The 26,266-nt window shown below is 58.5% G+C and carries 20 protein-coding genes; 14 read left to right on the top strand and 6 right to left on the bottom strand.

Annotated features, from left to right (window positions below; genetic code table 11):
* A complete protein-coding gene (locus WCA10_RS14215) occupies positions 1-261 on the bottom strand; it encodes a hypothetical protein (protein ID WP_472823191.1) in 261 nt (86 codons plus the stop codon).
* Between the two features lie 299 nt (positions 262-560).
* Positions 561-2,891, bottom strand: coding sequence for a sigma 54-interacting transcriptional regulator (locus tag WCA10_RS14210; RefSeq protein ID WP_472823190.1), 2,331 nt, complete (start codon positions 2,889-2,891; stop codon positions 561-563).
* Between the two features lie 200 nt (positions 2,892-3,091).
* Here WCA10_RS14210 and WCA10_RS14205 point away from each other — a divergent pair, with 200 nt between their 5' ends.
* Together WCA10_RS14205 and WCA10_RS14200 are read left to right on the top strand one after the other, a co-directional pair.
* On the top strand, positions 3,092-3,844 hold the full coding sequence (locus WCA10_RS14205) for an SDR family oxidoreductase (protein WP_472823189.1): 753 nt from the start codon (positions 3,092-3,094) through the stop codon (positions 3,842-3,844).
* A gap of 61 nt (positions 3,845-3,905) precedes the next feature.
* Positions 3,906-5,531, top strand: coding sequence for an AsmA family protein (locus WCA10_RS14200; protein WP_472823188.1), 1,626 nt, complete (start codon positions 3,906-3,908; stop codon positions 5,529-5,531).
* A gap of 17 nt (positions 5,532-5,548) precedes the next feature.
* Here the strand turns inward: WCA10_RS14200 and WCA10_RS14195 are convergent, their stop codons facing one another.
* The 3 genes from WCA10_RS14195 to WCA10_RS14185 form a co-directional block, all read right to left on the bottom strand.
* Positions 5,549-5,947: a hypothetical protein gene (locus WCA10_RS14195; protein ID WP_472823187.1), complete on the bottom strand. Its 399-nt coding sequence runs from the start codon at positions 5,945-5,947 to the stop codon at positions 5,549-5,551.
* Between the two features lie 196 nt (positions 5,948-6,143).
* On the bottom strand, positions 6,144-6,353 hold the full coding sequence (locus WCA10_RS14190) for a hypothetical protein (RefSeq protein ID WP_472823186.1): 210 nt from the start codon (positions 6,351-6,353) through the stop codon (positions 6,144-6,146).
* A 72-nt stretch (positions 6,354-6,425) separates the two neighbouring features.
* On the bottom strand, positions 6,426-7,358 hold the full coding sequence (locus WCA10_RS14185) for a hypothetical protein (protein ID WP_472823185.1): 933 nt from the start codon (positions 7,356-7,358) through the stop codon (positions 6,426-6,428).
* A 260-nt stretch (positions 7,359-7,618) separates the two neighbouring features.
* On the opposite strand from WCA10_RS14185, the gene WCA10_RS14180 reads away from it, so the two are divergent.
* The 3 genes from WCA10_RS14180 to uvrB all read left to right on the top strand — a co-directional run bounded on the left by WCA10_RS14180 (position 7,619) and on the right by uvrB (position 13,601).
* Positions 7,619-10,021 carry a S9 family peptidase gene (locus WCA10_RS14180; protein WP_472823184.1) on the top strand — a complete coding sequence of 801 codons (2,403 nt, stop codon included), beginning with the start codon at positions 7,619-7,621 and terminating at the stop codon, positions 10,019-10,021.
* Positions 10,022-10,062: 41 nt separating this feature from the next.
* Positions 10,063-11,544, top strand: a complete 1,482-nt coding sequence (fumC, locus tag WCA10_RS14175) for a class II fumarate hydratase (protein WP_472823183.1) — start codon at positions 10,063-10,065, stop codon at positions 11,542-11,544.
* Between the two features lie 65 nt (positions 11,545-11,609).
* A complete protein-coding gene (gene uvrB, locus WCA10_RS14170; protein WP_472823182.1) occupies positions 11,610-13,601 on the top strand; it encodes an excinuclease ABC subunit UvrB in 1,992 nt (663 codons plus the stop codon).
* 90 nt (positions 13,602-13,691) lie between these two features.
* Here the strand turns inward: uvrB and WCA10_RS14165 are convergent, their stop codons facing one another.
* Positions 13,692-16,625 (bottom strand): Ig-like domain repeat protein, encoded by a 2,934-nt coding sequence (locus tag WCA10_RS14165; RefSeq protein ID WP_472823181.1) that lies wholly within the window; start codon positions 16,623-16,625, stop codon positions 13,692-13,694.
* A 422-nt stretch (positions 16,626-17,047) separates the two neighbouring features.
* Between WCA10_RS14165 and WCA10_RS14160 the strand changes: the two genes are divergently transcribed.
* The 9 genes from WCA10_RS14160 (at position 17,048) to WCA10_RS14120 (ending at position 26,265) form a co-directional block, all read left to right on the top strand.
* Positions 17,048-18,613, top strand: coding sequence for a hypothetical protein (locus WCA10_RS14160; RefSeq protein WP_472823180.1), 1,566 nt, complete (start codon positions 17,048-17,050; stop codon positions 18,611-18,613).
* Positions 18,614-18,806: 193 nt separating this feature from the next.
* Complete coding sequence (locus tag WCA10_RS14155; RefSeq protein ID WP_472823179.1) at positions 18,807-20,870, top strand: heme lyase CcmF/NrfE family subunit; 2,064 nt, start codon at positions 18,807-18,809, stop codon at positions 20,868-20,870.
* A 28-nt stretch (positions 20,871-20,898) separates the two neighbouring features.
* Positions 20,899-21,366 carry a cytochrome c-type biogenesis protein gene (locus tag WCA10_RS14150; protein ID WP_472823178.1) on the top strand — a complete coding sequence of 156 codons (468 nt, stop codon included), beginning with the start codon at positions 20,899-20,901 and terminating at the stop codon, positions 21,364-21,366.
* Positions 21,367-21,369: 3 nt separating this feature from the next.
* Positions 21,370-21,651: a hypothetical protein gene (locus WCA10_RS14145; RefSeq protein ID WP_472823177.1), complete on the top strand. Its 282-nt coding sequence runs from the start codon at positions 21,370-21,372 to the stop codon at positions 21,649-21,651.
* A 31-nt stretch (positions 21,652-21,682) separates the two neighbouring features.
* Positions 21,683-22,966: a peptidase associated/transthyretin-like domain-containing protein gene (locus WCA10_RS14140; protein WP_472823176.1), complete on the top strand. Its 1,284-nt coding sequence runs from the start codon at positions 21,683-21,685 to the stop codon at positions 22,964-22,966.
* A gap of 219 nt (positions 22,967-23,185) precedes the next feature.
* Positions 23,186-23,677 carry a DUF4149 domain-containing protein gene (locus tag WCA10_RS14135; RefSeq protein ID WP_472823175.1) on the top strand — a complete coding sequence of 164 codons (492 nt, stop codon included), beginning with the start codon at positions 23,186-23,188 and terminating at the stop codon, positions 23,675-23,677.
* Between the two features lie 8 nt (positions 23,678-23,685).
* Positions 23,686-24,288 (top strand): hypothetical protein, encoded by a 603-nt coding sequence (locus tag WCA10_RS14130; protein WP_472823174.1) that lies wholly within the window; start codon positions 23,686-23,688, stop codon positions 24,286-24,288.
* 153 nt (positions 24,289-24,441) lie between these two features.
* Positions 24,442-25,527 carry a redox-regulated ATPase YchF gene (gene ychF, locus WCA10_RS14125; RefSeq protein WP_472823173.1) on the top strand — a complete coding sequence of 362 codons (1,086 nt, stop codon included), beginning with the start codon at positions 24,442-24,444 and terminating at the stop codon, positions 25,525-25,527.
* A gap of 12 nt (positions 25,528-25,539) precedes the next feature.
* The gene (locus tag WCA10_RS14120; RefSeq protein ID WP_472823172.1) at positions 25,540-26,265 is read left to right on the top strand and encodes a ZIP family metal transporter; all 726 of its coding nucleotides are present in this window, start codon (positions 25,540-25,542) and stop codon (positions 26,263-26,265) included.
* Position 26,266: the final 1 nt, after the last annotated feature.

Below are 26,266 nucleotides of genomic sequence, written 5' to 3'. Positions count from 1 at the left end.
TTACTCTCCCTCTTCGACGTTTACGGGTTCGCTTGCGGTGACTTCTTCAGCTAAAAACCTGGCCCATGGTGTGTTTGTGACAAACTCGGCGTGAGTCTGTGCGTAAATCGATTTCAGTACGTTCTTGCCGGCGGCATCGGCGTATGTAACGTTGTGCAGATCGATGATGAGTTTCTTCGCGGCCACGCGCGGAGCCGTATCCACCCAGACACGGTCGAGTTCACTCGCCCATGGCCCGGCCACTCGGCCTTCCAGCCTCATCTCTATTGCTTCCTCGGTATCTTGAAATGTGATTCGCAACGTATCCAGGCCCTCACTGGCCTCGACCACTACTAAGGCAACTGGCGTGCCAAACTTGTGTGACGAGTAAACGATGGCTGTGAGTGGCTGAATTTGAAGGATTTATTTTTGCGGAAATCTTCAGAGAGACCAATCTGACCAACTCAAAGTGACGAAGTGACGAAGACGGAATATCGTCACCGGACGAGATGTCGTCACAAACCGACGTCGTTGCTTAAGAAAAACCGCCTCAGCAGGCTCGCAACTGCCGCCACGCAACCCTACATATAGTCGCTGCGTTCAATGCCGAGTTTCTTGAGCTTCGAATTCAGAGTCGTGCGCTTCAGGCCAAGCCGCTCCGCCGCGCCGTCCGTTCCACCAATCTGGCCCTTGGTCTCGCGCAGCACGCGCAGGATGTGTTCGCGCTCCGCGGCGTACAGATTCGGGTTCCGCTCTTCCAGCTCCGCTTCTTCCTCGGCTACCTTGGTCTCGAGCTCGGCAAGCGGAACGTAGAGTTGAGGCCCGCGGGTAAGGATCACGGCGCGTTCCAGAAAGTTCTCCAGTTCGCGGATGTTTCCTGGCCACGGCCAGCGGCAGAGAGCCTGCATCGTTTCCTCGGGAATGGTCTCGATGTTCTTTCCCATGCGCCGGCTGTGCGTCGACACAAAGTGGCGCACCAGCACCGGAATGTCGTCAGCACGATCGCGCAGCGGGGGAGCGAAGATCGGAAACACCTTTAACCGATAGTAGAGGTCGCTGCGGAACTGCTTCTCGGCAACCATCTGCCCCAGGTCGCGATTGGTGGCGGCAACAAGACGAATGCTGATGGGAATGGAGCGCGTGCTGCCGAGCCGTTCAATTTCTCTTTCCTGAATCGCCCGAAGCAGCTTTGGTTGCAGGTCGAGTGGAAGCTCCCCCACCTCGTCGAGAAACAGCGTGCCCTCGTGCGCGAGTTCGAGCCGGCCGACCTTGCGGGCGATTGCCCCCGTAAATGCCCCCTTCTCGTGGCCGAAGAGTTCGCTCTCCAGCAGTCCCGCGGGGATCGCGGCACAATTCACCTTGACAAACGTGCGATCCTTGCGCGGGCTCAGCCGATGGATGGCGCGGGCCAGCAGTTCTTTTCCGGTTCCCGTCTCGCCCTGGATCAGTACGGTCGCGTCGGTCGGTGCGACCGTCTCAATCTGCTTGAGCACCTGGCGCAGTCCGCCGCTCTCGCCCACAATGTCTTCGAAGCGATTCTCGAGATTGATCTCTTCCTCGAGGTATTGTTTCTCCTGGCTCAGGCGATCGCGCAGGTCGGCAATCTGCCGAAATACCATCGCGTTACTGACCGCCATCGCCACCTGGTCGGCCACCTGCACCAGCATTTCGGTTTCTCTCTCGCCAAATGCGCGTTCGATCCTGCTGGCAACCGCAAGCGCGCCGATCGCCTGGCCGCGATGCACTAGCGGTACCCAGCAACCAGATTGCATACCGAGGCTGGTCAAATGTTGAACGCTTTCCCGCGAGAACTCACTCCTCTCGATGCGGTCGATACGGATCGGCTCCCGCGTCAGAAAGGCCCTGCCCGCAGGCGAACCTTGCACCGGTACGCGGACATCTCCACGGCTCGGCTGCTTCTCGCTGACGTCGAGAAACTGCACCATGATCGAATTGGTTCCCTCCTCGTACAGACCCAGCGTGGCGCAATCCAGCGGAACGACCTCCTGCAGGCTCGCGGAAATGGCCGACAAAAGCTTGCGCACATCCATATTGGCCAGCAGCGCCTGACTCAGCTGCAGCATCACGGCTTCTCCAGCGCGTTTGCGATCGGTAAAGTCGCGCGTCACCTTCGCATAGCCCGTCAGCTCGCCGGTTTCGTCGCGAATCGCTGTGAGCACGACATTCGCCCAGAAACGCGAACCGTCTTTGCGCACGCGCCAGCCTTCGTCTTCGATTCGGCCGCGTTGCGCAGCAAGCTTCAGCAACTCTGCCGGGCGCCCACGGTCGATATCTTCCTGCGTAAAGAAGCGGGAGAAGTGCTTGCCGATGATCTCCTCGCTTTTATATTGCTTGGCCCGCTCCGCGCCTGGATTCCACGTTGTGACGTACCCCTCCGTGTCGAGAAGGTAGATGGCATAGTCCCGGACGCCGTCGAGCAAAGATCGAAGTTGAAGGTCCTTGCGCCGCGCAAGTTGCTGGGCTGCATGCTGCTCAGTTACATCGCGGACGATGCTCAGCACAATCGTGCCTTCCGGCATTGTCAACGGCTTGAGCATGATGTCGACCGGGAATTCCGTGCCGTCCTTGCGCAGCCCGAAAAGGTTCAAGGCCGCACCCATTTGGCGGGCTCGCGGATGAGCATGATAGTTATCGCGATGTGCCGGGTGATGCGTCCTGAAGCGCTCAGGGACGAGGACTTCGATCGGCTGGCCGATTAGCTCCGACTGGCTATAACCAAACAGCTCGACGGTACGCGGATTTGCGACACGAATAATGCCTTGCGCATCCGTGACAAAGATGGCGTCAGGTGAGATATCGAACAGGTTCTCAAGCGCAAAGTGAGCGAGTTCGGAACGTCTGATCCCAGCCGTAGCGGCTGCGTCCTGTTCCGGGGAATCAGAAAGGCGCATTCAGGCTCCAAGCTATGTCAATTTGAACCTTAGTCGCTCTCCACCCACCATGCAAACGAATTGGAGGGCTTCTCTCCATGATAGGGGACAATCTCCTTTGTCCTGTCAAACATTGCGCGCTTCGGTTCCACCCAATACTGAATTCCTGCACCGTAATCTGCCCCTCTGGAATCCAAGGCTCGACAGGAGAAACTCGGCCCATGGAACAAAAGATCGCATTCATTACCGGTGGCAATCGCGGACTCGGCTTCCAGACCGCCCTCGACCTCGGACAGAACAAGGAATCTGACATCAAGGTTGTAATCGGCTCTCGCGACAAAACGCAGGGCGAGCAGGCGCTGGCCCGGCTGCGTGCCGCCGACGTCGCCGCAGACATGATCCAATTCGATATCACCAGGCCGGCCGATTACCAGGCCGCCTACGACTACTTTGATTCCAACTACGCGCGGCTCGACATCCTTGTAAATAACGCGGGAATCGCCGGAGGCGCATTCCCCGGAGAAGGCCCGGAGCATCGTGCCGCCGATGTGCCGATGGATCTGCTGCGCAAGGTCTTCGAAACCAATTTCTTCGCCCAGGTGGAACTAACGGAAAAACTGCTGCCCCTCATTAAAAAGAGCCCGGCAGGACGCATCGTGAATCTGTCCAGCATTCTGGGTTCGCTCAAGCTCCATGCCGACCCGAATTCGCCGATTTACCACGCAAAGTCCTTTGCCTACGACGCCTCCAAAACCGCCCTTAACGCATTCACCGTGCACCTTGCCTACGAGTTACGAGATACCAAAATCAAAGTGAACTCCGCGCACCCCGGCTGGGTCAAAACCGACATGGGGGGCCAGAGCGCGCCGATGGATCTGAGCGACGGAGGCAAGACCAGCGCGGCCCTGGCAACGCTTCCAGACGATGGACCCACGGGCGGCTACTTCCACATGGGTAAGCCGCTGCCCTGGTAGACGATTTTCCGTCCAATATTCCGCAATTCCTCGACGATGGCACTCTTGAACGGGCGTCGGTATGGGGCGATACAATCGTCCCAGCCTGGACTGGAGAAGGAACCGCATGCAAAAGGAATGGGCTCTACCTGCCGCTGCCGTCGTGCTTCTCATGATCTTCGTCGTTACCCTGGTGCCGGTCTTCGTCAACGCGGACGCTTTCAGACCGACGGTGGAGAGTCAGCTCTCGTCGGCTCTCGGCCGTGAAGTGACAATGGGACGCCTGACCCTATCTATCCTGGCCGGAAATCTCGTGGCAGATGACATTGCTATCGCCGATGATCCGGCCTACAGTGCTCTTCCCTTCATCCAGGCTAAAAGACTGGACGTTGGCGTGAAGATTCTGCCTCTCGTTCTTCATCACGAGGTGCGGATCACCCGGCTGAACATCGACACTCCCTCGATCCAGCTCATCCAGAACGGGAGCGGGAAATGGAACTTCTCCAGCATCGGGGGCGCGGCGGCGGCGGCGTCCGGCCAGGCCCAGCCGAGCTCAGTGCCCGACCTGACCGTAGACGAATTGAAAATCACCGATGGAAGCGCCACGGTTTCATCCATCCCGTTGACCCAAAAGCCCTTTGGATATTCAGCAGTCAATCTGACCGTAAAGCACTTCTCGTTTCTCAAGTCTTTTCCGTTCGATCTTTCCACCAGGCTACCGGGTGAGGGCTCTCTGAAGCTCACCGGCGATGCGGGCCCGATCTCGCAAAAAGACACAACCCAGACCCCGTTCCAGGCCACGTTGCAACTGCGCGACTTCGATCCGGTCGCATCCGGCATCATCGACCAGAGCAAGGGAATTACGATGGTGGATGACGTGGATGCCCAGATCAAGTCCGATAGCGTCACCGTCTCGAGCACAGGGAAGATCAAGGCAATGCGCCTGCAACTTGTGCCCAGGGGATCACCGGCGCAAGACCCGGTTGAGATGGACTACACCGTCTCAGACAATCTCGAATCGCGCCTCGCAACCGTCTCGGATCTCGCCGTGCACGCTGGATCGGCGGCAGTCCATGTCAACGGTACCTTCCAGTTCACTGCACAGGCTGTCATGCTCAACCTGCATCTGGCTGCGCCCAACGTTCCTATCGACCAGCTTGAGAGCCTGCTCCCCGTCGTCGGCATCCACCTGCCCAGCGGTTCTTCGCTCCAGGGAGGAACGCTGACCGCAAACATCACGGTCAAAGGTCCGGCAACGACCGCAACCCTCGCAGGGCCCGTCGAGATTGACAACACCAGGCTCGCCGGATTCGACCTGGGATCGAAGATTCAGGGCCTGAATCCCTTTGGCGGAACATCCGCCGGCACAGAGATCCAGGTGCTCAAAGCAAATGTGAGCTCTTCCCCTGAAGGCGCGAAAATCACCGACATCTATGGCAATCTTCCCCAGCTTGGCTCCGCTACCGGCGAAGGAACGGTCGCTCAGTCGGGAGCCATCGATTTCAACCTGACGGCAAAACTGAATTCGTCCAATGCCGTGGGTGCCGTTGCCAATACCGCCGTCAATGCGGTTGGCGGCATTGTCGGAGGCTTCCTGCATCCGGGAACAAAGCCGGCCCCGGTATCGAATCGCGGAATCCCGCTGACGATTACAGGAACGGCAGCCAGCCCCTCGATCAAGGCGAATCTCGGTGCGATGTTAAGGTAGCTTCTCTGCCCCCGCCATCAAGACTGGCTCAGTGAGCGGGTTTCCTGAAGATCGCTGATCTGCGCAGACGTTTCCGGGTGCGCATTCGACAGCACCTCGTCCAGAACTTCCTCAATCGTATCGACAGCTTCCTTCACCGGGTCCATCGCGTGCGGATTGCTGGCATAGACAAGGCATTCAATCGCCTGCAGCGAATTGCGAATCCGGTCATTCATCCAGCGGATGGTCTCGAAGCGGTGCAGCGTCTCGATCTTGCGTCTGCGGGCCGCCATCTGCCATCGAAACGCGAACACAAAGGTGAGAACGAATGCAACAGCGCTGCCCAGCAGGTGCAGCGGTGCACTTTGGTGCAGCCAGTCGTCATAGACCAGCCACTGCAGGCAAATGACAAGGAAGAAAACTCCCAGTCCACACACGACCGCGAATATCCAGGGAGCGGTGACAGAAGGAATCTGGGACGATCGGGGAGTTCGGTTTTGGGATCTCATCGGAAGGCGAGGACGTCAAAAATGACGACAAACGCCTGATTTTGAAAATAGCACAGTCCGAAGGCGGCGTCACGTTGCCGCTCTGCTGCCGATCAGACAGACAAACCAGCCACGCTTGCGCGGATCAGAAGTGCACGGCAAGGTCCGCAATTGTGATTCTGACGGTTTTTCCGTCAAGTCCGTTGACAGTGAGTTTCGTCGAGGCCGCCGCGGACTTGGCATGATCCATCTGGCCGATCTGTTGGGCACGCACAGGTGCGATACCTGCCAACAGGACCATGGCCAGACCCGCCTGAGCAACACTTGAAACTGCGAATCCGAATAAACCTTTCATAGGATTTCTCCGTTGGAGTTTCCCTGTCGCACACACACTCGTGCGGCTGAACATTGCCGCGATCCACAATCACTAAAACGGCATGCGAAGCGTAAAGACCAGGTTGTGGTTATTGCTGTAGAAGTGAGTCACCGCGATCTGCTCCCCGGCTCCAAACGTTAGACCCAGCCGTCCCGGTTTGCCGCTCGCATCGTGAACAAGCGAAATGCGGCCAATGACAATGCCCGGCGTCAGAAAGCTCGTCGCTTTCCCATCGTTGGAGCCGCCCTTGAAGAAACTGCTGTTCGATTCCAGTTCGGGCCAGAAGAGACGCCCCGCCCCGGTGTGAGCCACGCGATACTGGATGACGTTGTTCCACGCAATTGTGTGCCCGAGCTTGGCGGTGTTGCTCGCCGGTATTGACCCGCCTGCCGTCGATGTCAGCGCCACCAGCCCAAATCCCTTGCCAACCGCCAACGTGGGAGTAATCGAAGCACAGCAACTGCCGTTGCCATTCTTCCCCGTCGGATACGAACCCGCGAGGAAAGCCGTAATGATCGCGTTGCCGTGTTCCTCATTGCGCGCATAGAAACGGTACTTTGAGTTGAATGAAACGTCGCCAAAGCCATCGTTTCCCGCGCCCGCCTGGTGTGCGATAAACGGCGGGAAGTTGAACAGCAGCTCGATGTGCCGCTCCGGAATAATCTCAAGACCCTTCCCATTCCCAAAATTCCACGTCTCCTGCAACTTGGAATTGGTTTGGCGCACAAAGTCAGACCGAACCTCCTGCTCCAACCTTGGCGTAACGGTGACCAGCGGAGTGATCCAGTGAGGCTGCTCTGCCTGCGTCGCCGACACTCGCTCCTGGTACCGCGCAATAAACGACCTTCCGCTCTGCGCCTGAGCGTTCGGCAAGGCCAGCGCGGCAAAACCCATGAGCAGGACAACGTAACGAAACCGCCTGGCGCCGGGTGAGGAAGGACAAATGGAGTCTACGTATAGGTTAGAAGGGTAGCCCAGTCGCATATCGGTCGATTTTATACGATTCTTATCGTTTATTCGTAGGATAATACGCAAACTTGAGCGGATTCAGAGCTCATGGCCGAAGGCACATACGAATCGCCGCCCGACGCGAGCTCCGCTCCTGCAATGCGGCGTTCGCTCCTCGATTTGAGGCGGATGCGTATAGAATTGCGAACGAACTACATCTTCTCCGATCTACAACATAGCGGAAACTCCGTTGCCTCCAAGGCGCGGGTGTGTCTGCAGCAGAGGAATCCGAACAGATGATTGCGATCACACGTGCGAAATCGATTGCGGGCCTGGGTGCGGTTCTTGTCCTGGTTTGCGTTCCCGCACTTGCCCAGCAACCGCGCCGGTATACCGATCAGGATTATGCGGCGGCCGAAAAGTTCATGGCCTACAACGTGAATCCGCTTGCCTATAAAGGCCAGGTGAATGCGCAATGGCTCGATAACGATCGCTTCTGGTATCGCGAGGTGGACGAAAGCGGAACTAGTTACGTGATCATCGACCCGGCAAAGGGATCGCGCGCACCGCTTTTCGACCGCGAAAAACTGGCAGCCGCGCTGAAAGAGATCGCGAAAGGCGGCCCCGGACTCGATGCCCGGCACCTGCAGCTCTCCGATATTGCGCTGAGCGACGGCGATCGCACGCTGGAATTCAAAATGCGCGGCGCAACATACCAATGCACCCTGGGCGCCCAATCGGACTCGTGCAAAGCGATCTCGGGAGGGACCGCCCGGCCGGGCCAGCCTGCGCAAGCGCCCATGAACCTTTCACCCGACCGGAAGCTCGGCGCTTTCATTCGCGACTGGAATCTCTGGGTGCGCGACCTGGCGACAGGCGCCGAGACCCAGTTGACCACCGACGGCGTAAAAGACTTCGGCTATGCGACGGACAACGCGGGCTGGAAGCATTCAGACTCCGCCATCCTGCTGTGGTCGTCCGACTCAAAGAAAATTGCCACGTTTCAACAGGATCAGCGCAAGGACGGTGAGATGTACCTTGTCCCCGTTACCAACACGCATCCTGAACTGAAGACGTGGAAATACCCGCTCGTTGGCGATAAGGACGTGACGATGATCGAGCGCGTGATCATCGACGTCGACGCGCGCAAGGTGATTCGCCTCAAGATGCCCCCCGATCAACATCGTTCGACCTTGTGCGACGACATCTCCTGCGAAGGCGACACATTTTCCGACGTGGAATGGAGTCCCGATGAAAAACACCTGGCGTTCGTCTCCACCTCGCGCGATCACAAGCAGGAGTGGCTCCGCCTGGCCGACGCCGAAACCGGCGATGTGCGCGAAGTGATGGGCGAGACCGTGCCTGAGTTCTACGAAAGCGGCAACGGCAAAATCAACTGGCATTACCTGCCCGATTCGAATGACATCCTGTGGTTCAGCGAGCGCGACAACTGGGGAAATCTGTATCTCTACGACCTCTCCACCGGCAAACTGAAAAACCAGATCACCCAGGGACCGGGAAACGTCACGCAGGTTCTGTATGTCGACGACAAGGCGCGCGTCATCTACTTCGTCGGCGTCGGTAAGGAGAAAGGTCGCGATCCTTATTACCAATACTTCTATCGCCTGAATTTTGACGCCACGGGACTGAAACTGTTGACGCCCGAGAACGCCGATCACCGCATCAAAGTCTCGCACGACGGCCGCTACTTCACCGATACCTGGTCAACGCCGACCCAGCCGCAAGTCACCGTTGTGCGCGATGACGAAGGCAAGACGGTGATGGACGTGGCGAAGCAGGACATTGCACCGCTGCTCGCTGCCGGTTGGCAGCCGCTCACGCCGATCACCGTAAAGGGCCGCGATGGCACGACCGACCTCTACGGCTTCATGTTCAAGCCAACGCACTTTGACCCATCGAAGAAATATCCGATCGTCAACTACGTCTATCCCGGCCCGCAGATCGGCTCCTGCGGTGCCCGCGACTTCCGTGGAGCCCATGGAGACAATCAGGCCCTCGCCGAGCTCGGCTTCATCGTTGTCTGCATCGACGGCATGGGAACACCCTTCCGCTCCAAGTCGTTTCACGAGGCCTACTACGCGAACCTCGGCGACAACACCATTCCCGACCAGGTCGCCGGCATGAAAGATCTCGCGAAGCAGTACCCTTTCATCGATCTCGATCGCGTTGGAATCTGGGGACACTCCGGCGGCGGAAACGCAACCGGCGCCGCCATGCTGCATTATCCTGATTTCTTCAAGGTCGGCATCGCGGAAAGCGGCAACCACGATGAGCGCGACTATGAAGACGACTGGGCCGAAAAGTGGGCCGGGATCGAGGTAAAGAATCCCGACGGCACCAGTAACTACGATTCGCAAGCCAACCAGAACTTCGCCAAGAACCTGAAAGGCCACCTGCTGCTGGCGCACGGCACCATGGACGACAACGTGCCGCCCAACAATACTCTGCTGATGGTGGACGCCCTGATCAAGGCCAACAAAGACTTCGACCTGATCTTGATCCCCAATGTGCCGCACGGCTATGGCCCTGCATCGCAGTACATGATGCGCCGCCGCTGGGATTACTTCGTGCGTTATCTTGCCGGCGACATCCCCCCGAACGAATACCAGATGAAGCCGTATGGCGCCGCCATCTCCGTGATCCGGGGTGGCCCAGATGCGGACGATGACGACCAGTAGCCACCAGTAGTCACGGGGCGGCTCCGGAGGGGGACGAACAGATGACAGATCGAAATCCCACAAAACGCACAAAGCCTCCGAGTATCCAAAAACTTCTCATCGGCACGGGGACTACCGGTATTCGCAAAGAGAACGATTCGATGGGCGCGATCGATGTTCCAGCCGAACACTACTGGGGCGCCCAGACGCAGCGTTCCCTTATTCACTTTGCGATCGGCGAAGACCGCATGCCGATCGAAGTGTGTCGCGCATATGGCTATGTAAAAAAGGCGGCGGCATTGGTGAATGGCGAGATCGACGCAATGCCTGCGTGGAAAGCCGATCTGATTGCAACGGTTGCCGGGGAGGTAATATCCGGCGCGCTCGACAGCGAGTTCCCTCTGAGCGTTTGGCAAACCGGATCAGGCACGCAGACGAACATGAATGTGAACGAGGTCATCGGCAACCGGGCCGTCCAGCTCGCAGGCGGAAAACTCGGCAGCAAGGCTCCGGTTCATCCCAACGACGACGTCAACATGAGCCAGTCGTCAAATGATACGTTCCCGACTGCGATGCACATTGCCACAGTGCTTGCCTTCGACAACTATCTCATTCCCGCAGTCTCCGCGCTAAGAGAGGCGATCTGGACGAAGGCACGCGAGTGGGTCGACGTGGTGAAGATCGGCCGGACTCATCTTCAGGACGCAACGCCACTAACCGTCGGGCAGGAGTGGTCAGGATATGCGACGCAACTCGAGGATGCGCTGCTGCTGATTAAAGAATCGATGCAGGGACTTTACCGGCTCGCGATTGGCGGAACCGCCGTCGGTACGGGAATGAACGCGCCGCCCGATTTCGGCCCGCGCGTCGCGGCAAAGATTTCCGAGTTCCTGCATCGTCCGTTCGTTTCGGCACCAAACAAGTTCGCGGCAATGGCTTCGGTGGATGCCATGGTCGCTGCAAGTGCGGCACTTCGTTCGCTGGCCATTGTGCTGATGAAGATTGCAAACGACCTGCGCTGGCTCGCTTCGGGACCACGAGCAGGTCTGAACGAACTCATGCTGCCACAAAACGAGCCGGGAAGTTCGATCATGCCCGGCAAGGTGAATCCTACGCAGCAGGAAGCGATGGTGATGGTGTGTACGCAGGTGATCGGTGAGGACACTGCCGTCGCGTTTGCGGGTTCGCTGGGGAATTTTGAATTGAATACGATGCGGCCCCTGGTGATCGGGAACGTGCTCCACTGCGCGCGCATCCTCGGTGACGCCTGCGTGCAATTCAGGCAATACGGCGTTGAAGGAGTCACGCTCGACCGCGAGCAGATCGCAAGGAACGTCGAGAACTCCTTGATGCTGGTGACCGCGTTAAGCCCACTGGTCGGCTATGAAAATGCGGCAAAAATCGCACACATCGCTTTTGAACGGAAGATCAGCCTGCGCGATGCGGCAGTTGGCGGCGGGTTCATATCGCCTGATGACTTCGACCGCGCCATTGACCCGCAGAAGATGGTTGGCAATCCTCGGCAGGATTTGGGAATGGAGTAGAGACTTGCCCCTCTTTTCACCCCCTGCTCTTCGCCTAATCTTCGCTCTTCATCTATAATCTTCCAATGGATTTTCAGTTGGTGACCAGCTACAAGCCTCGCGGCGACCAGCCCCGCGCCATCGAGGAACTGATGGAGGGTCTCAGCGCGGGCGAGAAACACCAGGTGCTGCTCGGCGTCACCGGCTCGGGAAAGACCTTCACCATGGCCAAGGTGATCGAGCAGTCGAACCGGCCCGCCCTCATCCTCGCGCACAACAAGACGCTCGCCGCCCAGCTCTATCACGAGTTCAAGCAGTTCTTCCCCGGCAATGCCGTCGAATACTTTGTCAGCTACTACGACTACTACCAGCCCGAGGCCTACATCCCCGCCGGCGATCTCTATATCGAAAAGGAAGCCACCATCAACGAGGAGTTGGACAAACTCCGTTTGTCTGCGACCCGAAGCCTCTTCGAGCGGCGCGACGCTATCATCGTCAGCTCGGTTAGCTGCATCTACGGCCTGGGCTCGCCGGAGGCCTACTACGGCATGCTGCTCCTCCTCGAAAAGGGCCAGCGCATCAGCCGCAAAGACATCACCCGCCGTTTGGTAGAAATCCTCTACGAACGCAATGACGTGGACTTCCATCGCGGAACTTTTCGCGTGCGCGGCGACATCATCGAGGTCTATCCCACCTACGACGAGTCAGCCTATCGCATCGAGCTTTTTGGCGACGAGATCGAGTCGCTCGCTCAAATCGATCCACTCTTCGGTACCGTCAAGCAGAAATATGCGCGACTGCCGATCTACCCGAAAAGCCACTATGTCGTACTGCCCGAGCGGAAAGCCCAGGCGATCGACTCCATCGTTGCCGAGCTCAACGAGTGGGTGGCGCATCTTGAGGCTGAGGGGCGCATGGTTGAAGCGCAGCGCGTGCATCAACGAACACGCTTCGACCTCGAAATGATCAAGTCCATGGGCTATTGCCACGGCATCGAGAACTACTCGCGCCACTTCTCCGGCCGCCTGCCCGGCGAGGCTCCACCAACGCTGCTCGACTATTTCCCGCGCGACTATTTGCTTTTCGTCGATGAAAGCCACGCGACCATCCCGCAGGTGCACGGCATGTGGCACGGCGATCGCAGTCGCAAGCAAAACCTTGTCGACTACGGATTCCGTCTCCCCTCGGCGATGGATAACAGGCCTCTGAAATTCGATGAGTTTGAGAATCGTGTGCACCAGACCATCTATGTCTCCGCAACGCCGGGTCCATATGAGCTGACCCGCTCCGCAGGCGTCGTGGTCGAGCAAGTCATCCGCCCCACCGGCCTCGTCGATCCTGAAGTCGAGATCCGCCCGGTAAAAGGCCAGATCGACGACCTGCTCGGCGAGATTCGCGATCGCGCCAAGCGCGGCGAGCGTGTTCTGGTCACCACTCTCACCAAGCGCATGTCTGAAGACCTTGCCGGCTACTACACCGAAGTCGGCGTCCGCTGCCGCTACATGCACTCGGAGATCGAAACGCTGGAGCGCGTAAAGCTGCTGGCCGGTTTGCGAAAAGGCGAGTTCGACGTGCTTATCGGCATCAACCTGTTGCGCGAAGGCCTCGACCTGCCCGAGGTTTCTCTCGTGGCAATCCTCGATGCCGATAAAGAAGGCTTTCTCCGCTCAACCGGATCGCTGATTCAGACCATGGGCCGTGCAGCGCGCCATCTCGAAGGCCGTGCGATCCTCTACGCCGACAAAATGACCGACTCGATGAAGCAGGCCATTGGCGAAACCGATCGTCGTCGCGCCATCCAGCACGCCTACAACCAAGAACATGGCATCACGCCTCAGTCGATCATCAACAAAATGGATATGGGCCTGGCACAGATTCTCAAGGCCGAGTACGGCGAGATCGAAGTCGAGGAGGCGGCGGGTCTGCCGGAATTCAACTCGCAGGCCGACGTCGACGCATTCATCACGAAACTCGAAACGGACATGCGCGAAGCCGCCCGCAAATTCGAGTTCGAAAAAGCCGCCAAACTGCGCGACTCGATCAAAGAACTTCGCGAAAAGGAATTCCTGTTCGGCTAATCAGAGCGCGGTCCTTCGTTTCTCCGCTTGCCAACGATCCACTCAGTTTGTATCCCCGGCGGCATTCCTGTCGCCGGGGACTTTCTGCACTTACTGCACTGTCAGCGAGAATGTAGCCGAGTGGCTCGTCGATCCCGACGCGCCTGTTACCTGGACCGAGTAGTTCCCCTTCGGCGTGGTTGGGCCCCCTCCGCAGCCCGCGATCCCGGTTGAGATCAGCACCGCAAGAAGTCCGAAGCAGCTCAGGGTCAGAAGCGTTCGCCTGAGCTTCCGGTTCCGCGCCCCGAACAGCGGAATCAGAACAAGCGCCAACGCAGCAGACGCGGAGACGATCGGATTGCGAACCGGTGCATGCCCGGATATATTTCCCCTTGCAACTTGATCGATGGCGCTTGCGGGCTTTGTGTCGGTCGTGATCGTCAGAGTTGAAGTCGCCATCCCCGACACGTCGGGAGTAATGCTGCTCGAGGAGAAGGCGCACGTGGTGTTCTTGGGCAGAGTGCCACAGCTCAATGTCGTGGCAGCATTGAAGCCATTCACTGAGGTAACCGTGATGGTGACGGTCGCGGGCTTGCCGGCTTTGAAGGAACCACTGCCGGGAGAGAGCGCCATCGTGAAATCCGCAGGTCCCGGCCAGACGACGACTGTAACGCTACTCGATACAGATGCCGCATTGTTCGTGTCCCCTCCATAGCTCGCGGTGATGCTGTGCGACCCCGCCGCCAATGCGGACGTAGCGTATGTCGCTACTCCGGAAGCATTCACCGTGCCGGTACCCAGAGTCGTTGTGCCATCTTTAAACGTGACAGTTCCAGTGGGTGCCGCTCCTCCTGATCCACCCGTGACCGTCGACGTGAACGTAAGGCTCGAGCCCACCACGGCAGACGACGCCGAAGAAGTCAGTGTGGTCGTGCTTGACGCAGCGGTAACAATAGCGGCGACCGACGTTGAAGCGGACGCCAGGTTACGCGAATCGCCTCCGTAGCTGGCAGTAATCGTATGCGCGCCCTCTGCCAGAGAAGCAGCGGCATACGTGGCCACACCCGAGCCGTTGAGCGTGCCCGTGCCGAGCGTGGTCGATCCGTCTTTGAATGTCACGGTACCAGTGGGCGTCGGTGTACCCGACGCCGGAGTCACCGTGGCCGTCAACGTCACACTCGTGCCAACGACGATGGAAGTCGCCGAAGCCGAAAGCGCCGTTGTCGACGCCGTCGCAACCGGAGCAACACCGGTACCAGTCAGGTTCACTACCTGCGGACTGTCCGAAGCATTGTCTACAAAGGTCAGCGTTGCCGATTCGGCGGCTGCCGTGGTGGGCGCGAACTTCACGCTGATCGCGCAGGTGGCCCCTGCCGCCACAGTCGCGCTGTTGCACGCGTCGGAACCGATCGGGAAGTCAACCGCGTCAACGCCGCCTTCGACGACACTGCTGATCGACAAGCTGGTCGAGCCCGAGTTCGTAATCGTCAACGTCTTTGCGCTGCTGGTTGTCCCCTCGGTCTGGTTGCCGAAGGTGAGCGGGGAGGGCGAAGCGGAGAACGGCGAGCCGGAGCCCGCTACCGTAAAGGTGTAACTGGCAATGCTGCCGATTAACGGGCTTGACTGCACACCGGTGATCGTTGAGGTGGCATCTTGGCCGTCTGTAGCGAAGGCGTAGAGAGTGTGGGAACCATTCTGAAGGGTCGTCGTACCGCTAAACTTTCCGCCTCCCGTGCTGGTCGCCTGCGTCCACGGCCCTTGCAAGGAGTCCACTAGGAAATAAACGGCTTCCACTGGCGGAGCGACGGGAGCAAAGGTGCTGGCGGCGGAGAAATTGAACGTGGGAGTCGAACTCGAAGTCTGGTTTCCCGTGAAAGGAGTGATCGTGGTGGTGAGCGGAATGGCCTGCGCCGTTCCGGTGCCGGCAATCACCGTCACGTTGTTGCTGCTGCTATTCGCCACGTACACCGTGTTGGTCACAGGATTCACCGCAATGGCAACGGGCTCCGTCCCGACAGCGAGCGTCGTGGCGTACGTCGTGCCGTCGATCACCGTCACATTGTTGCTTTTAGAGTTGGCTACGAAAATCTGGTTTGTCGTTGGGTTCACGGTCACGGCGATCGGGCCGCTTGCGTTCGTGTCTTTCACCAGGGTCGTCGCGTACGACGTCCCGTCAATTGCCGTTACGTCGTCTATAAGGGTGTTAAGCACGTAAACGGTATTCGTGACTGGATTCAAAGCCACGTCAAGTGGGGCTACGAGGTTCGACGAGACCGTCGTCGTTAGCGCATTTGTCGCCTCGTCGATCACCAGCACCGTGCTGTTGCCGCCTTGTACTGCGTAAATCGTGTTCGTTATGGGATCCACTCCCATCGGACCGCCGCCAACGAGACCGCCCGTATAGGCCAGCTGGGTCACTGTGTTCGTCTTCCCGTCGATCAGCATGTCTGCGCTTTGACAGGTCACATAGATTTGGTTCGTCACTGGATTGACGAACACCGCGCTGGGAATAAAACCTTGCAGAAAGTTCGGGCCTCCCGCGAGGGGGTTCTTAGCCGTCACAGTATTAGTGGTGCCGTCAACCACCCACACGGTGCTCCCAGTATCGCTGGCCACGTAAATCAAGTTGGTTGCCGGATTCACGGCTACCGCTACGGGGTCCGGTGCCACAGTCACGGTGGCAACCACCGTATCGTTGGAGCCGTCTACCACCGTGAGGTAGTTGTATGCGTCGACAAAGTAAATCATGTTGGTGAGCGGATTCACAGCTACGGCGGTTTGACCTGTAATCGTCGTCAGCGTCTTGGTCGTGTTGGTCTTTCCATCGATGACCGTTATGCCATTGGTATCGCCATAGAAATCGGCAACGTAAATCTTGTTTGTTCTTGGATTCACGGCCACAGCAGCAGGGCCCTGACCCGCAGGGACCGTCGCCGTGACTGTTTGTCCTGAAACCGGCAGGCAAATGCAGCTTGCCAGAAACAACCAGGCTCCCAGCCCTCCCACAAAACCGCGACGCAGAACCCAGTCGACCGCGCTTCGCATTCGCACCCTCTGTATCCAAGTGCGCGCAGACTGCTGCGAATCGCATCGGTTTAACGTCACCCGCACATCGGCTGCAGCGTTAGTCAAGATCGTCATCGAGAATGGCCTCCTAAAGGCTGGGAACGTGAATCACGCATCGCGGAGTCTCTGCGAAAATGCGGCGAAGAACGGAGAAACAGGACGCAATTGGGCCTCGACGCAGAAAGTCAACTCCCTACGCCCCGCAAGAAATTGTCCCGACGATTTACCCCTGATCGCGTTCTTACCCATCTCATTTGTTCAGGTTGGCAAGCAAGTGACGGGATCGGCCAACAACGGCCATTTCAGGCCGGGGTTTCAAAAATCGTTCACTGGACAGCGGAAAAGGGCAAAGCGTACCATCTCCGTACTCGATCAGTTTTGGGCCTTGGAAGGATTTGGCCGTGCTTCCCCTTCGGGCTGAAAATCCGGAGCAAGAGAAGATCCTCGTCTCGTGGAAGGAGATCGCCTCGTTCCTTGATCGCGCCGAGCGGACTGTAAGGCGCTGGGAACGCGAGCGAGGTCTTCCCGTGCATCGCGTTCCCGGCGGAGAACGCGGCGGTGTATATGCCTATCCAAGCGAACTGGCGGCTTGGCTTAGAGGCAAATCGAGCGAATTGGAAGCCGACGACTTGGCCACCAGCGATCCGGCGACATCTGGCACCGCTGAGACTGGAGCTGTGAGCGAGGGCAAGGTTGAGCCGCGGCCGGGTGAGCCTGCCGGCCGAAGTGGCAGGCTGGGAAAAGCGCGCCGGGTTAGGCTTGCTTTAATTGGGATGGCGGCGGCGCTCGCCGCAGCCGGAATCTACGCCAGCTTTGCTCATCCATTCGGCAATTGGAGTCGGCAGCGCGTCCCTGCTACCGCCGGGATCGGAATGGCAAGCTCAATTCGGCCCGCCGTTACTCAGGTTTCAGATGCTGAAGAGACACTGGCTCACGACCTCTACCTTAAAGGTCGATTTGAATGGAACCAGAGAACCCCTGACAGCCTGAATCGCGCGCTCGACGACTTTACGCAGGCAATCGTTCACAATCCCAACGACGCGCATGCCTATGCCGGCTTGGCCGACACCTACGAGATGCTTTTCATTTACGGGACCCGGCAAGACGATGACGCTCGCGACAGGGGAATGGCTGCGGCCAGAAAAGCCGCGGAACTGGACGGCTCCTTGTCAGAAGCGCATCGTGCGCTGGGATATGCGGTGTGGAGAAGCGGCAACTATGGCGAGGCGGAAAAGGAACTTCATCTGGCTATCCAGCTTGATGCCAAAGATCCGCTGGCACACTTGTGGCTTTCCAACGTGCTTGCGAGTCAGAATAGAGACAGCGAATGCCTTGCGGAGATCAACAAGGCCCAGGACCTTGATCCGGCTTCAGCTTCAATTCTGGCCGTTAAGGGAGACAGGCTTTATTGGACTGGATCGCAGAAAGAGGGAATCGAACTCCTGATGGAGGCGGTGCGCTCCGAACCCAGGCTCGGAATAGCTCACTGGTATCTGGCGGCAATCGCATACGAGCGGCGGGACTATCCCAGGTATTTGAGGGAATCGAAAGCGACGGCGGAGATTCGAAAGGACGCTTGGCTCAGGGAAGTTACGGAAAAGATGTCCGCCGCTTATGCGCGAGATGGCGAACGCGGTCTTTTGAATGCCGAGTTTGCGGTCCAGGAGAGTTGTGCCCCGCCCGTGTACGTGGGAGCATACGGGTTCTCCAGAACCCTGAAAGCCTTTGGATGTTTGAAAGACGACAGAAGATCGGAGGCGCTGCAGCTTCTCGAAGAAGCCAGCGCGAGTCAGGAAAAGGAATTTGAGGACTTCAGGGCTAGGTTCACTTCCGGTTCTCCCGGGGAGGTGCATGGGCCTGCCTCTAAACTGGCCGATGACCCCCGGTTTCAGGCTCTCATGAAGCAGAAAGCCAATCTCCCAAAGCCAGCGAAACGCCCGACTTCTGCTGGTTCTGGCATCCTGTGAGCTCACTTTGCAGCCCGGCCCGTTACGATCCTCGCTCGGCATGAAGAACTGCAAGAACTACGCGCCGAGACAGCCCTCACCACCCCTTGTGTGAGGCAAATCACATTTCACAAGCCTAAAATGATTGAGAATAAGCTCGTTCGATTCCCCTAAGGCATTAGTCCTCAGTGCGAGAATCAGAGATGGAGCTCTGATGGCAACGTTTGGAAGTCTCTCTCTTCTCATCGCTTTAGCGCTGGCCGCGTATAACCTCTTTGCTGGCATTGTCGCGTTGAGGCTACTGACCACCGGCCAGCCTGCGCCAATTGCCCCGGAACGGCTGGCCGACACGGCTCGCCGAGCCGGAATTGCCGTGTTTGTCGCGGTAACGGCAGCGGCATTTGCCCTGGTGTGGTCGGTTTTCGCCAACGATTTCTCCATCACCTACATCATGGAGCACTCCAACCGCGCTCTCCCCGGCTGGTACAAATTCTCAGCTCTGTGGAGCGGCCAGGAGGGTTCCCTGCTCCTCTGGTGCTGGCTGCTCGCGACCTACGGGTTCGTCCTCCGCCTCCGTCATAAGACCGACGTAAAGCTCTATGCCTATGCCGGGACAATCATGGCCGGCATTCAGGTCTTCTTCCTTTCCGTCGTGAACTTCGCGGCGCCGCCCTTCTCCCTGCTCAGGGGCGCTCTTCCCGCCGATGGTAACGGCTTGAACCCTCTGCTCCAGTATCCTGAGATGGTGATCCATCCCCCGATGCTGTATCTCGGCTACGTGGGGTTTTCGGTTCCTTTCGCATTCGCGCTCGGCGCCCTCATGATGCGGTACCCCGGCGAAAAGTGGATCAAGATCACGCGCTCCTGGACAATGGTGACGTGGCTGTTTTTGACCTGCGGTATCTTCCTCGGCATGCACTGGGCCTATGCAGTGCTCGGCTGGGGCGGCTACTGGGGCTGGGATCCGGTTGAGAACGCCAGCTTCATGCCATGGCTCACCGGTACGGCATTTCTGCACTCGGTCATGATGCAGGAGAAGAAAGGGATGATGAAGAGCTGGAATGTCTGGCTCATCTTCTCCACCTTCCTGCTCACTCTTCTCGGCACGCTGCTGACCCGCGCTGGCCTTGTAAGTTCCGTCCACGCGTTCGCGCAATCCTCCATCGGCACCTGGTTCATCGTCTTCATGGGGATTGTGCTCGCCGTCTGCACCTTCACCTACATCCTGCAGCGCAATCACCTGCAGGCCGAGCATCGCCTTGAGTCGCTAGTGAGCCGCGAGTCAAGCTTCCTCTTCAACAATCTTGTGCTGCTGACCGCCTGCTTCGTGATTCTCTGGGGAACGCTCTTCCCCATCCTCAGCGAATACGTCGAAGGCAGCAAGGTCACGGTTGGCGCACCCTTCTATAATCGCGTCGCGATCCCCATCGGGCTATTCCTGCTCTTCCTCACCGGCGTCGGCCCGCTGCTTCCTTGGCGTGCAACCTCGTTTCGGGCTGTTCGACGCAACTTCGTATTACCGTCGATTGCCCTGTGGTCCATGGTCATCGTTTGTCTCGCAGTTGGCGTTCGCCCGTGGAAAGACGGCGCTTTCGATCCCGGCAACTTCTACGCGCTGGTTGCGTTTGCGTTAGCAGCCAGTGTCATGACGGCGATTCTGTCTGAGTTTTTCCGCGGAGCCGGCGTAATTTCCAGGCAATCTCACAAGAATCTGGCCTCTTCGATGTACCTGCTCACGCGCCGCAACACGCGCCGCTATGGGGGCTACCTGGTCCATATCGGGGTTGTGATCATCGTCATTGGCCTTGCGGGATCGGCGTTCAATCGCAACACCGAAAAAGAACTTGCTCTGCACGATAAAATGAGCGTCGGCCCTTACACGCTGGAGTGCGTCGGCTTCACGCAGGACTCGAACGCGAACTACAACTCCGATTACGCGCTCCTCGATGTATATCGCAATGGCAAAAGGCAATTTCAGATGGCGCCTGAAAAGCGCGTCTACCTTGCCAGCCAGCAACCCCAGACCATGGTCGCGATTCACTCCGTTCCGAGCTGGGATTTGTACGTGGTCTTCGAGGGCACCAATCCCGATACAGGGCAGCCAATCATCAAGGCGTTTCTCAATCCCCTTGTCAGTTGGATCTGGGCGGGCGTGGTGCTGATTGTTCTGGGCACATTTGTGGCGCTGGTTCCAAGCCTCAAGCCGGTAGCCACTGGAGTGCGCACGCCGGCTGCGCGGGATGAGCAACCCGAGCCTGTCATGAAGGGCGGCGACTGAGATGCGAATTCCGCTGAGTATTACTTTTTTGAAGAGAGCTTTGCAAGCCGGAACGCTCGCGGTTGCGGTTTGCTTTTCAATGGGAGCGAGCGACGCAGGCGCGCGTTACGATCACCTGAACCATCAGCTCATGTGCAGTTGCGGTTGCGGCCAGGTTCTGGGTGAGTGCAATCACGTGGGCTGCCCTGACTCGCCGGTTCAGTTGGCGGAATTACGCACCGCCATCAATGCCGGCATGACCGACAAGCAGATCCTCGACAGCTTTGCTGCAAAATACGGCGCAACTGTGCTGGCCGCGCCCACCATGCAGGGATTCAACCTGGTGGCGTGGATCGCGCCCTTCGCGGTGTTTGGCGCAGCGCTGCTCGGCACAATTCTGCTCGTCCGCCACTGGTCACTCGGCAAAAAAGAGGCAGAGCAAACGGCGAGCACGCCGGAGATGGACGAAATCCATGAACGGATTCGCCGCGAAACCGGCAGCGATGGAGGTTACTGAGCAATGAGCGAAACTCTTGGATTGGCGCTTGGTTGCATGATGGCGATGGTCCTGTTCCTCTACACCTTCTGGCCCGAAAATTCCTTCGCGAGCCAGCGGCAAAAGACGCGCCTCGATTATCTCGAAGAACGCAAGGAACAACTCTACGAAAACCTGCGCGACCTCAACTTCGAACATCGCGCCGGCAAATACCCTGAAGAAGACTTTGTGGCGCAGCGCGCGCAGCTTGAAAATGAAGCGGCGCAATTGCTCGCCGAGATGGATCACCTGCAGCAGCAGGGATAGGCAATCAAAGATAAGGACTCCTGGAAGAATCATGAAATCGATGAAGACCATTTTGCATGCGGCCCTTGCAAGCTTTCTTTTTGCCGGCACACTCGCGCAGGCCGCGCAGTTGACAGGTACGGTGACGAACAAGACAACCGGCAAGCCCGCGGCGGGCGATACCGTTGTTCTCGTAGAGCCCATGACGGGCATGACCGAAGTGGCGCACACCACCGTCGATGGCAGCGGGCACTACACGCTCAATCGCCCAAGCAACGCGCCCGCGCTCGTAAAGGTGACCCACCAGGGAGCCGAGTTTTTTGCCGATGCTCCCCAGAGCGGCTCGGTCCCCGACATCGCCGTCTACGACGTGGCCCCCAAGGTGGAAGGCGTTTTTGCTGAAGCCGACGTGCTCGAAATCGAGAGCGGGAACGGACAGTTGCACGTGATCGAGCGCTACTTCGTCCACAACACCAGCATGCCGCCGCGCACCCAGTGGAGCCCAAAGAGTTTCGAAATCGTCCTCCCCGCGGAGGCCGTTGTCGAATCTGCCCAGGGGCAGCGGCCGAGCGCTGGCAGCCTTCCCACCACTCTGAAACTGCAGCCCGATGGCGCGAAGGGACACTACGCCTTCAACTTTCCCATCCAGCCCGATGAAGGCGACAAGGACACCCAGTTCAATATCAGCTACACCATTCCCTACAGTGGATCGTTCACCTTCCATCCGCAGGAATCGCTGAGCACGCAGAGCGTCGGCGTACTGCTGCCGAAAAGCATCACCTTCACCGCAGGCCCTGGCTCGGCGTTTACGGCGATCAACCAGGATCCGAACATCCAGACACTCGTCGCCAAAAACGCGGTGCCCGGCAAGGCGTTTGAGTTTACTGTTTCAGGCACTGGATCGATGCCACGCGAAGATCAGGGCGCGGCGAGCCCCGGTGGTCCCGAAGCCGCTGCTCCCGCCAGCGGCCAGCCTGGCGGCGGAATCGGCGAGCCCATTAACACCCCTGACCCGCTCAGCAAATACAAGTGGTGGATCCTCGGCGGTCTGGCGCTCCTCTTCGTTGTCGCAGCCGCTTTCCTGTTGCGCCGACCTGCGGGAGTTCCCGGCGTGCCCGCACCCCTCAGCCCCGAAGTGGCCGCAACTCCAGCCTATTCGCCCGCGAAACCGACATCCCCGGCCACGCACAATAGCGCATTGCTCAGTGCGCTGAAGGAAGAACTTTTCGCACTGGAAAGCGATAAGCTCACCGGAGCCGTTTCGCCCGCCGAATACGCCGAAACGAAGGCGGCGCTGGAAACAGTACTCAAACGCGCCCTCAAAAACAAGTCGTAAAAATCAGATCCAGAACGACGGCGCTCGCACACCAGCAATGTGCGAGCGCTTTTTTCTTCAGCGCCGCCGTTCATCCATAGTCCCTTTTGTCCCTATGTCCCTCTGTCCCTTCGTCCCTATGTCCCTCTGTCCCTCTGTCCCCCTGTCCCGGTTCCCTGTTCCCGGTTCCCCGTTCCCCGTTCCCCGTTCCCCGTTCCCTGCATTTAGTATTCTTCCCAAATGAAGACATTGCTTCGCACGCTCCTTTTTCTTGCACTCATTGTCTGGATCGGCGGCGAAATTTTCTTCCCCATCGTTGCCGCTGTTACTTTCAATTCCCTGCCCGGCAGCACGCACACCGCCGGCACCATCGTTGGCGAATTGCTCCGCATACTCCACGGCATGGGCATCGTCTGCGGCCTCGTGTTGCTCGCTCTCCTGGCCCTTGCGCCCGCCTGGAACATCTACAAGCCCCGCGCCGTCCTCGCGCCCATGGTTCTCATTGTCCTCATGCTGGCCTGTACAGCCTACTCGCAATACGGCATTATTCCTGCGATGGAACGCGACCGCGCCGCCGCCGGAGGAGCCATCGACACCTCTGCCACCACCAGTCCCACAACGATCCACTTCAACATGCTGCACAACCGCAGCGAACACGTTGAAGGCGTCATCCTCCTGCTGGGAATCGCAACCGTCGTCCTCGTCGCCTGGGCGGAATCAACCCGCGCATAGGAGCCTGCATGGGACGTGAAGCCATCTGCACTTGCATCTGGAGCGGAAACCGCCACAACGTGAAAGCGCTCCTGGAGCCGCCCGAATTAATCCTGCGGGGAGAGATACGACTCAGGATTCCCTTCGCCGAAATAAGAAATATCACCGCCGATACGGAATGGCTTCGCTTCGAAATCGACCACGAGCCTGTCGCACTTCAGCTTGGCCCCTCAATGGCGGCCAAGTGGGCAGACGCACTTCTGAAACCCCCGCCATCGCTAGCGAAGAAGCTTGGCATCACGTCCGAAACGACGGTGCGTACAATCGGCCCCATGGATGATGCTGCGTTGAAAGACGCGCTCCACCAGGCCAAAACAATCTCGAATTCCAAAGGCGATCTGATCCTTGCCCGCGTCGACACTCCCGGCGATTTGAAAGAAGCATTGGCCAATGCCACCGACCAACTCGACTCCGGCACTCCCGTCTGGTTCATCTACCGCAAAGGCCCCGGCCATCCCCTGAACGAAAACCTGGTGCGTGCAACCGCTCTGGCCACTGGCATCGTCGACACCAAGATCGCAGCCGTCTCGCCCGAGTTCTCAGCCCTTCGCTTCGTCAAACGCCGCACCTGATCGCTATCTCGAAATTCCAACCAGCACATCCACACCTAGTCCCCATGTCCCAAATCCCTGTTCCCTAATCCCAATTCCCTGCTCGTTGTTCTTGTATCATCGTAGAGGCCCTGAAGCGCGCAAGCTATCGTGCAGGGGCGCCATCGGATACGCATGAAAACTGGCATCATCGGCCTGCCTCAGGTGGGCAAAACATCCTTATTCAAGATTCTTACCAAGGCCAGGCTCGAAGATCGTGGCTATTCCAATCCTCGTGAGGCGCACATCGGCGTCGCCAGGGTTCCCGACGATCGCCTCGACAAGCTTTCCGCGCTCTATGCGCCCAAAAAAACCACGCACGCCACGGTGGAGTACGTCGATGTCGCGGCCATCGGCCAGGAAGCGCTGAAAGAAACTGCCTTCCTCACCAGCCTCCGCAACGTTGACGCCTTGATTCACGTACTTCGCGCATTCGACGACGATTCCATTCCCCACGTCGGCGCGATCGATCCCCTCCGCGACGTTAAAAATGTCGAATTCGACCTGATGATCAGCGATCTCACCCAGGTCGAAAAGCGTCTCGAGCGCGTCGAAAAGGATCTCAAAAAGGGCAAAACCAACGATCTGGAACACGAAAAAGCCCTGCTTATCCGCTCCAAAGAGGCGCTCGAAAAAGAGCGGCCGCTCCGCGAACTGGAAATGACTTCCGAAGAAAAGAAGCTAATTAAGGGCTTCATGTTCCTCTCGCAAAAGCCTGTTTTATATGTGGTTAATATCGGAGAAAGCACGACGCTTGGCGATAACCTGGATGCCGCCGTTTCACGCTATGGTCTCACCGAAGTAGCCCAGCGTCCTAACGCCGGCGCAACCGCAATCTGCGGCAAAGTCGAGGCCGAGTTAGCCGAGATGGATGAGACCGAAGCGGCGGAATTCCTTTCCAGCTACGGCCTGCACGAGAGCGGCCTGGTGCGATTGATCCGCAAGAGCTACGAACTTCTCGGCCTCATCAGCTTCTTCACCGCCGGCGAAGACGAGTGTCGAGCGTGGACGATTCCTGCGGGATCGAAGGCTCCGCAGGGAGCCGGTGCGATTCACTCCGATCTCGAACATCACTTCATTCGCGCAGAGACCATTCGCTGGGACAACCTGCTCGCCGCAGGCAGCGAAGCGAATGCGCGCGCTTTGGGCACCCTCCGTCTCGAGGGCAAAGAGTACGTGGTGCAGGATGGCGATGTGATGCACATTCGGCACAGCGGGTAAGGGTAAGCAAGCATGCTTAAACTCTCGGTGCTCCTGGGCATCCTGGCCGCGCTCGCGGATGTCGCCGGCGGCCTGGTGCTGGTGCGGGCTCGCGGCGTGGAGCGCTACCTGCGCTATTTCGTCGCCCTGGGCGCCGGCTTTTTAATGGCGGTCGCCTTGCTCGAAATGACGCCTGAGAGTTTGAAGCTGAGCCCGACACTCGGCCCGATCCTCATCATGATCGGCTACTGCGTCGTTCACTTGCTGGAGCACACCATCAATTCGCATTTCCACTACGGCGAAGAGACGCACCATGACGAATTCGTCTCCGCACGCACCGGCTATTCCGTACTCGGCGGACTCAGCGTGCATGCACTCTTCGACGGCGTGGCCATCGGCTCGGGCTTCGTCGTGAACAGCGCCCTCGGCTGGCTGATCTTCCTCGCGGTATTCCTCCACAAAGCGCCCGAGGGCTTCACCATGGCCTCTGTGATGCTGGCCAGCGGCCGAAGCCGGAAGGCTGCCTTTTACTCGGCTGTTATGCTGGCGGCCGCCACCATCGTCGGAGTGCTCGTCATCGAACTCGCTCCCAGATGGATGCTCTATGGCCTGCCTGTTTCAGCCGGCGTAGCGCTCTATGTCGGCGCCAGCGACCTCGTGCCCGAAGTCAATCGCGAGCCCGGCATTCGCATGGCCCTTGTGTTTTTTCTCGGTGTCGTGGGATTTCTTGTAATGCGCTGGGCGCTCCCGGCGCTCTAAC

It is taken from the genome of Occallatibacter sp., from assembly GCF_049582745.1.
In the GTDB taxonomy this organism is placed as follows: Bacteria; Acidobacteriota; Terriglobia; order Terriglobales; family Acidobacteriaceae; genus Telmatobacter.
Note: the sequence above shows the minus strand (reverse complement) of the source record. Positions and strands in the feature narration are given on the sequence as shown.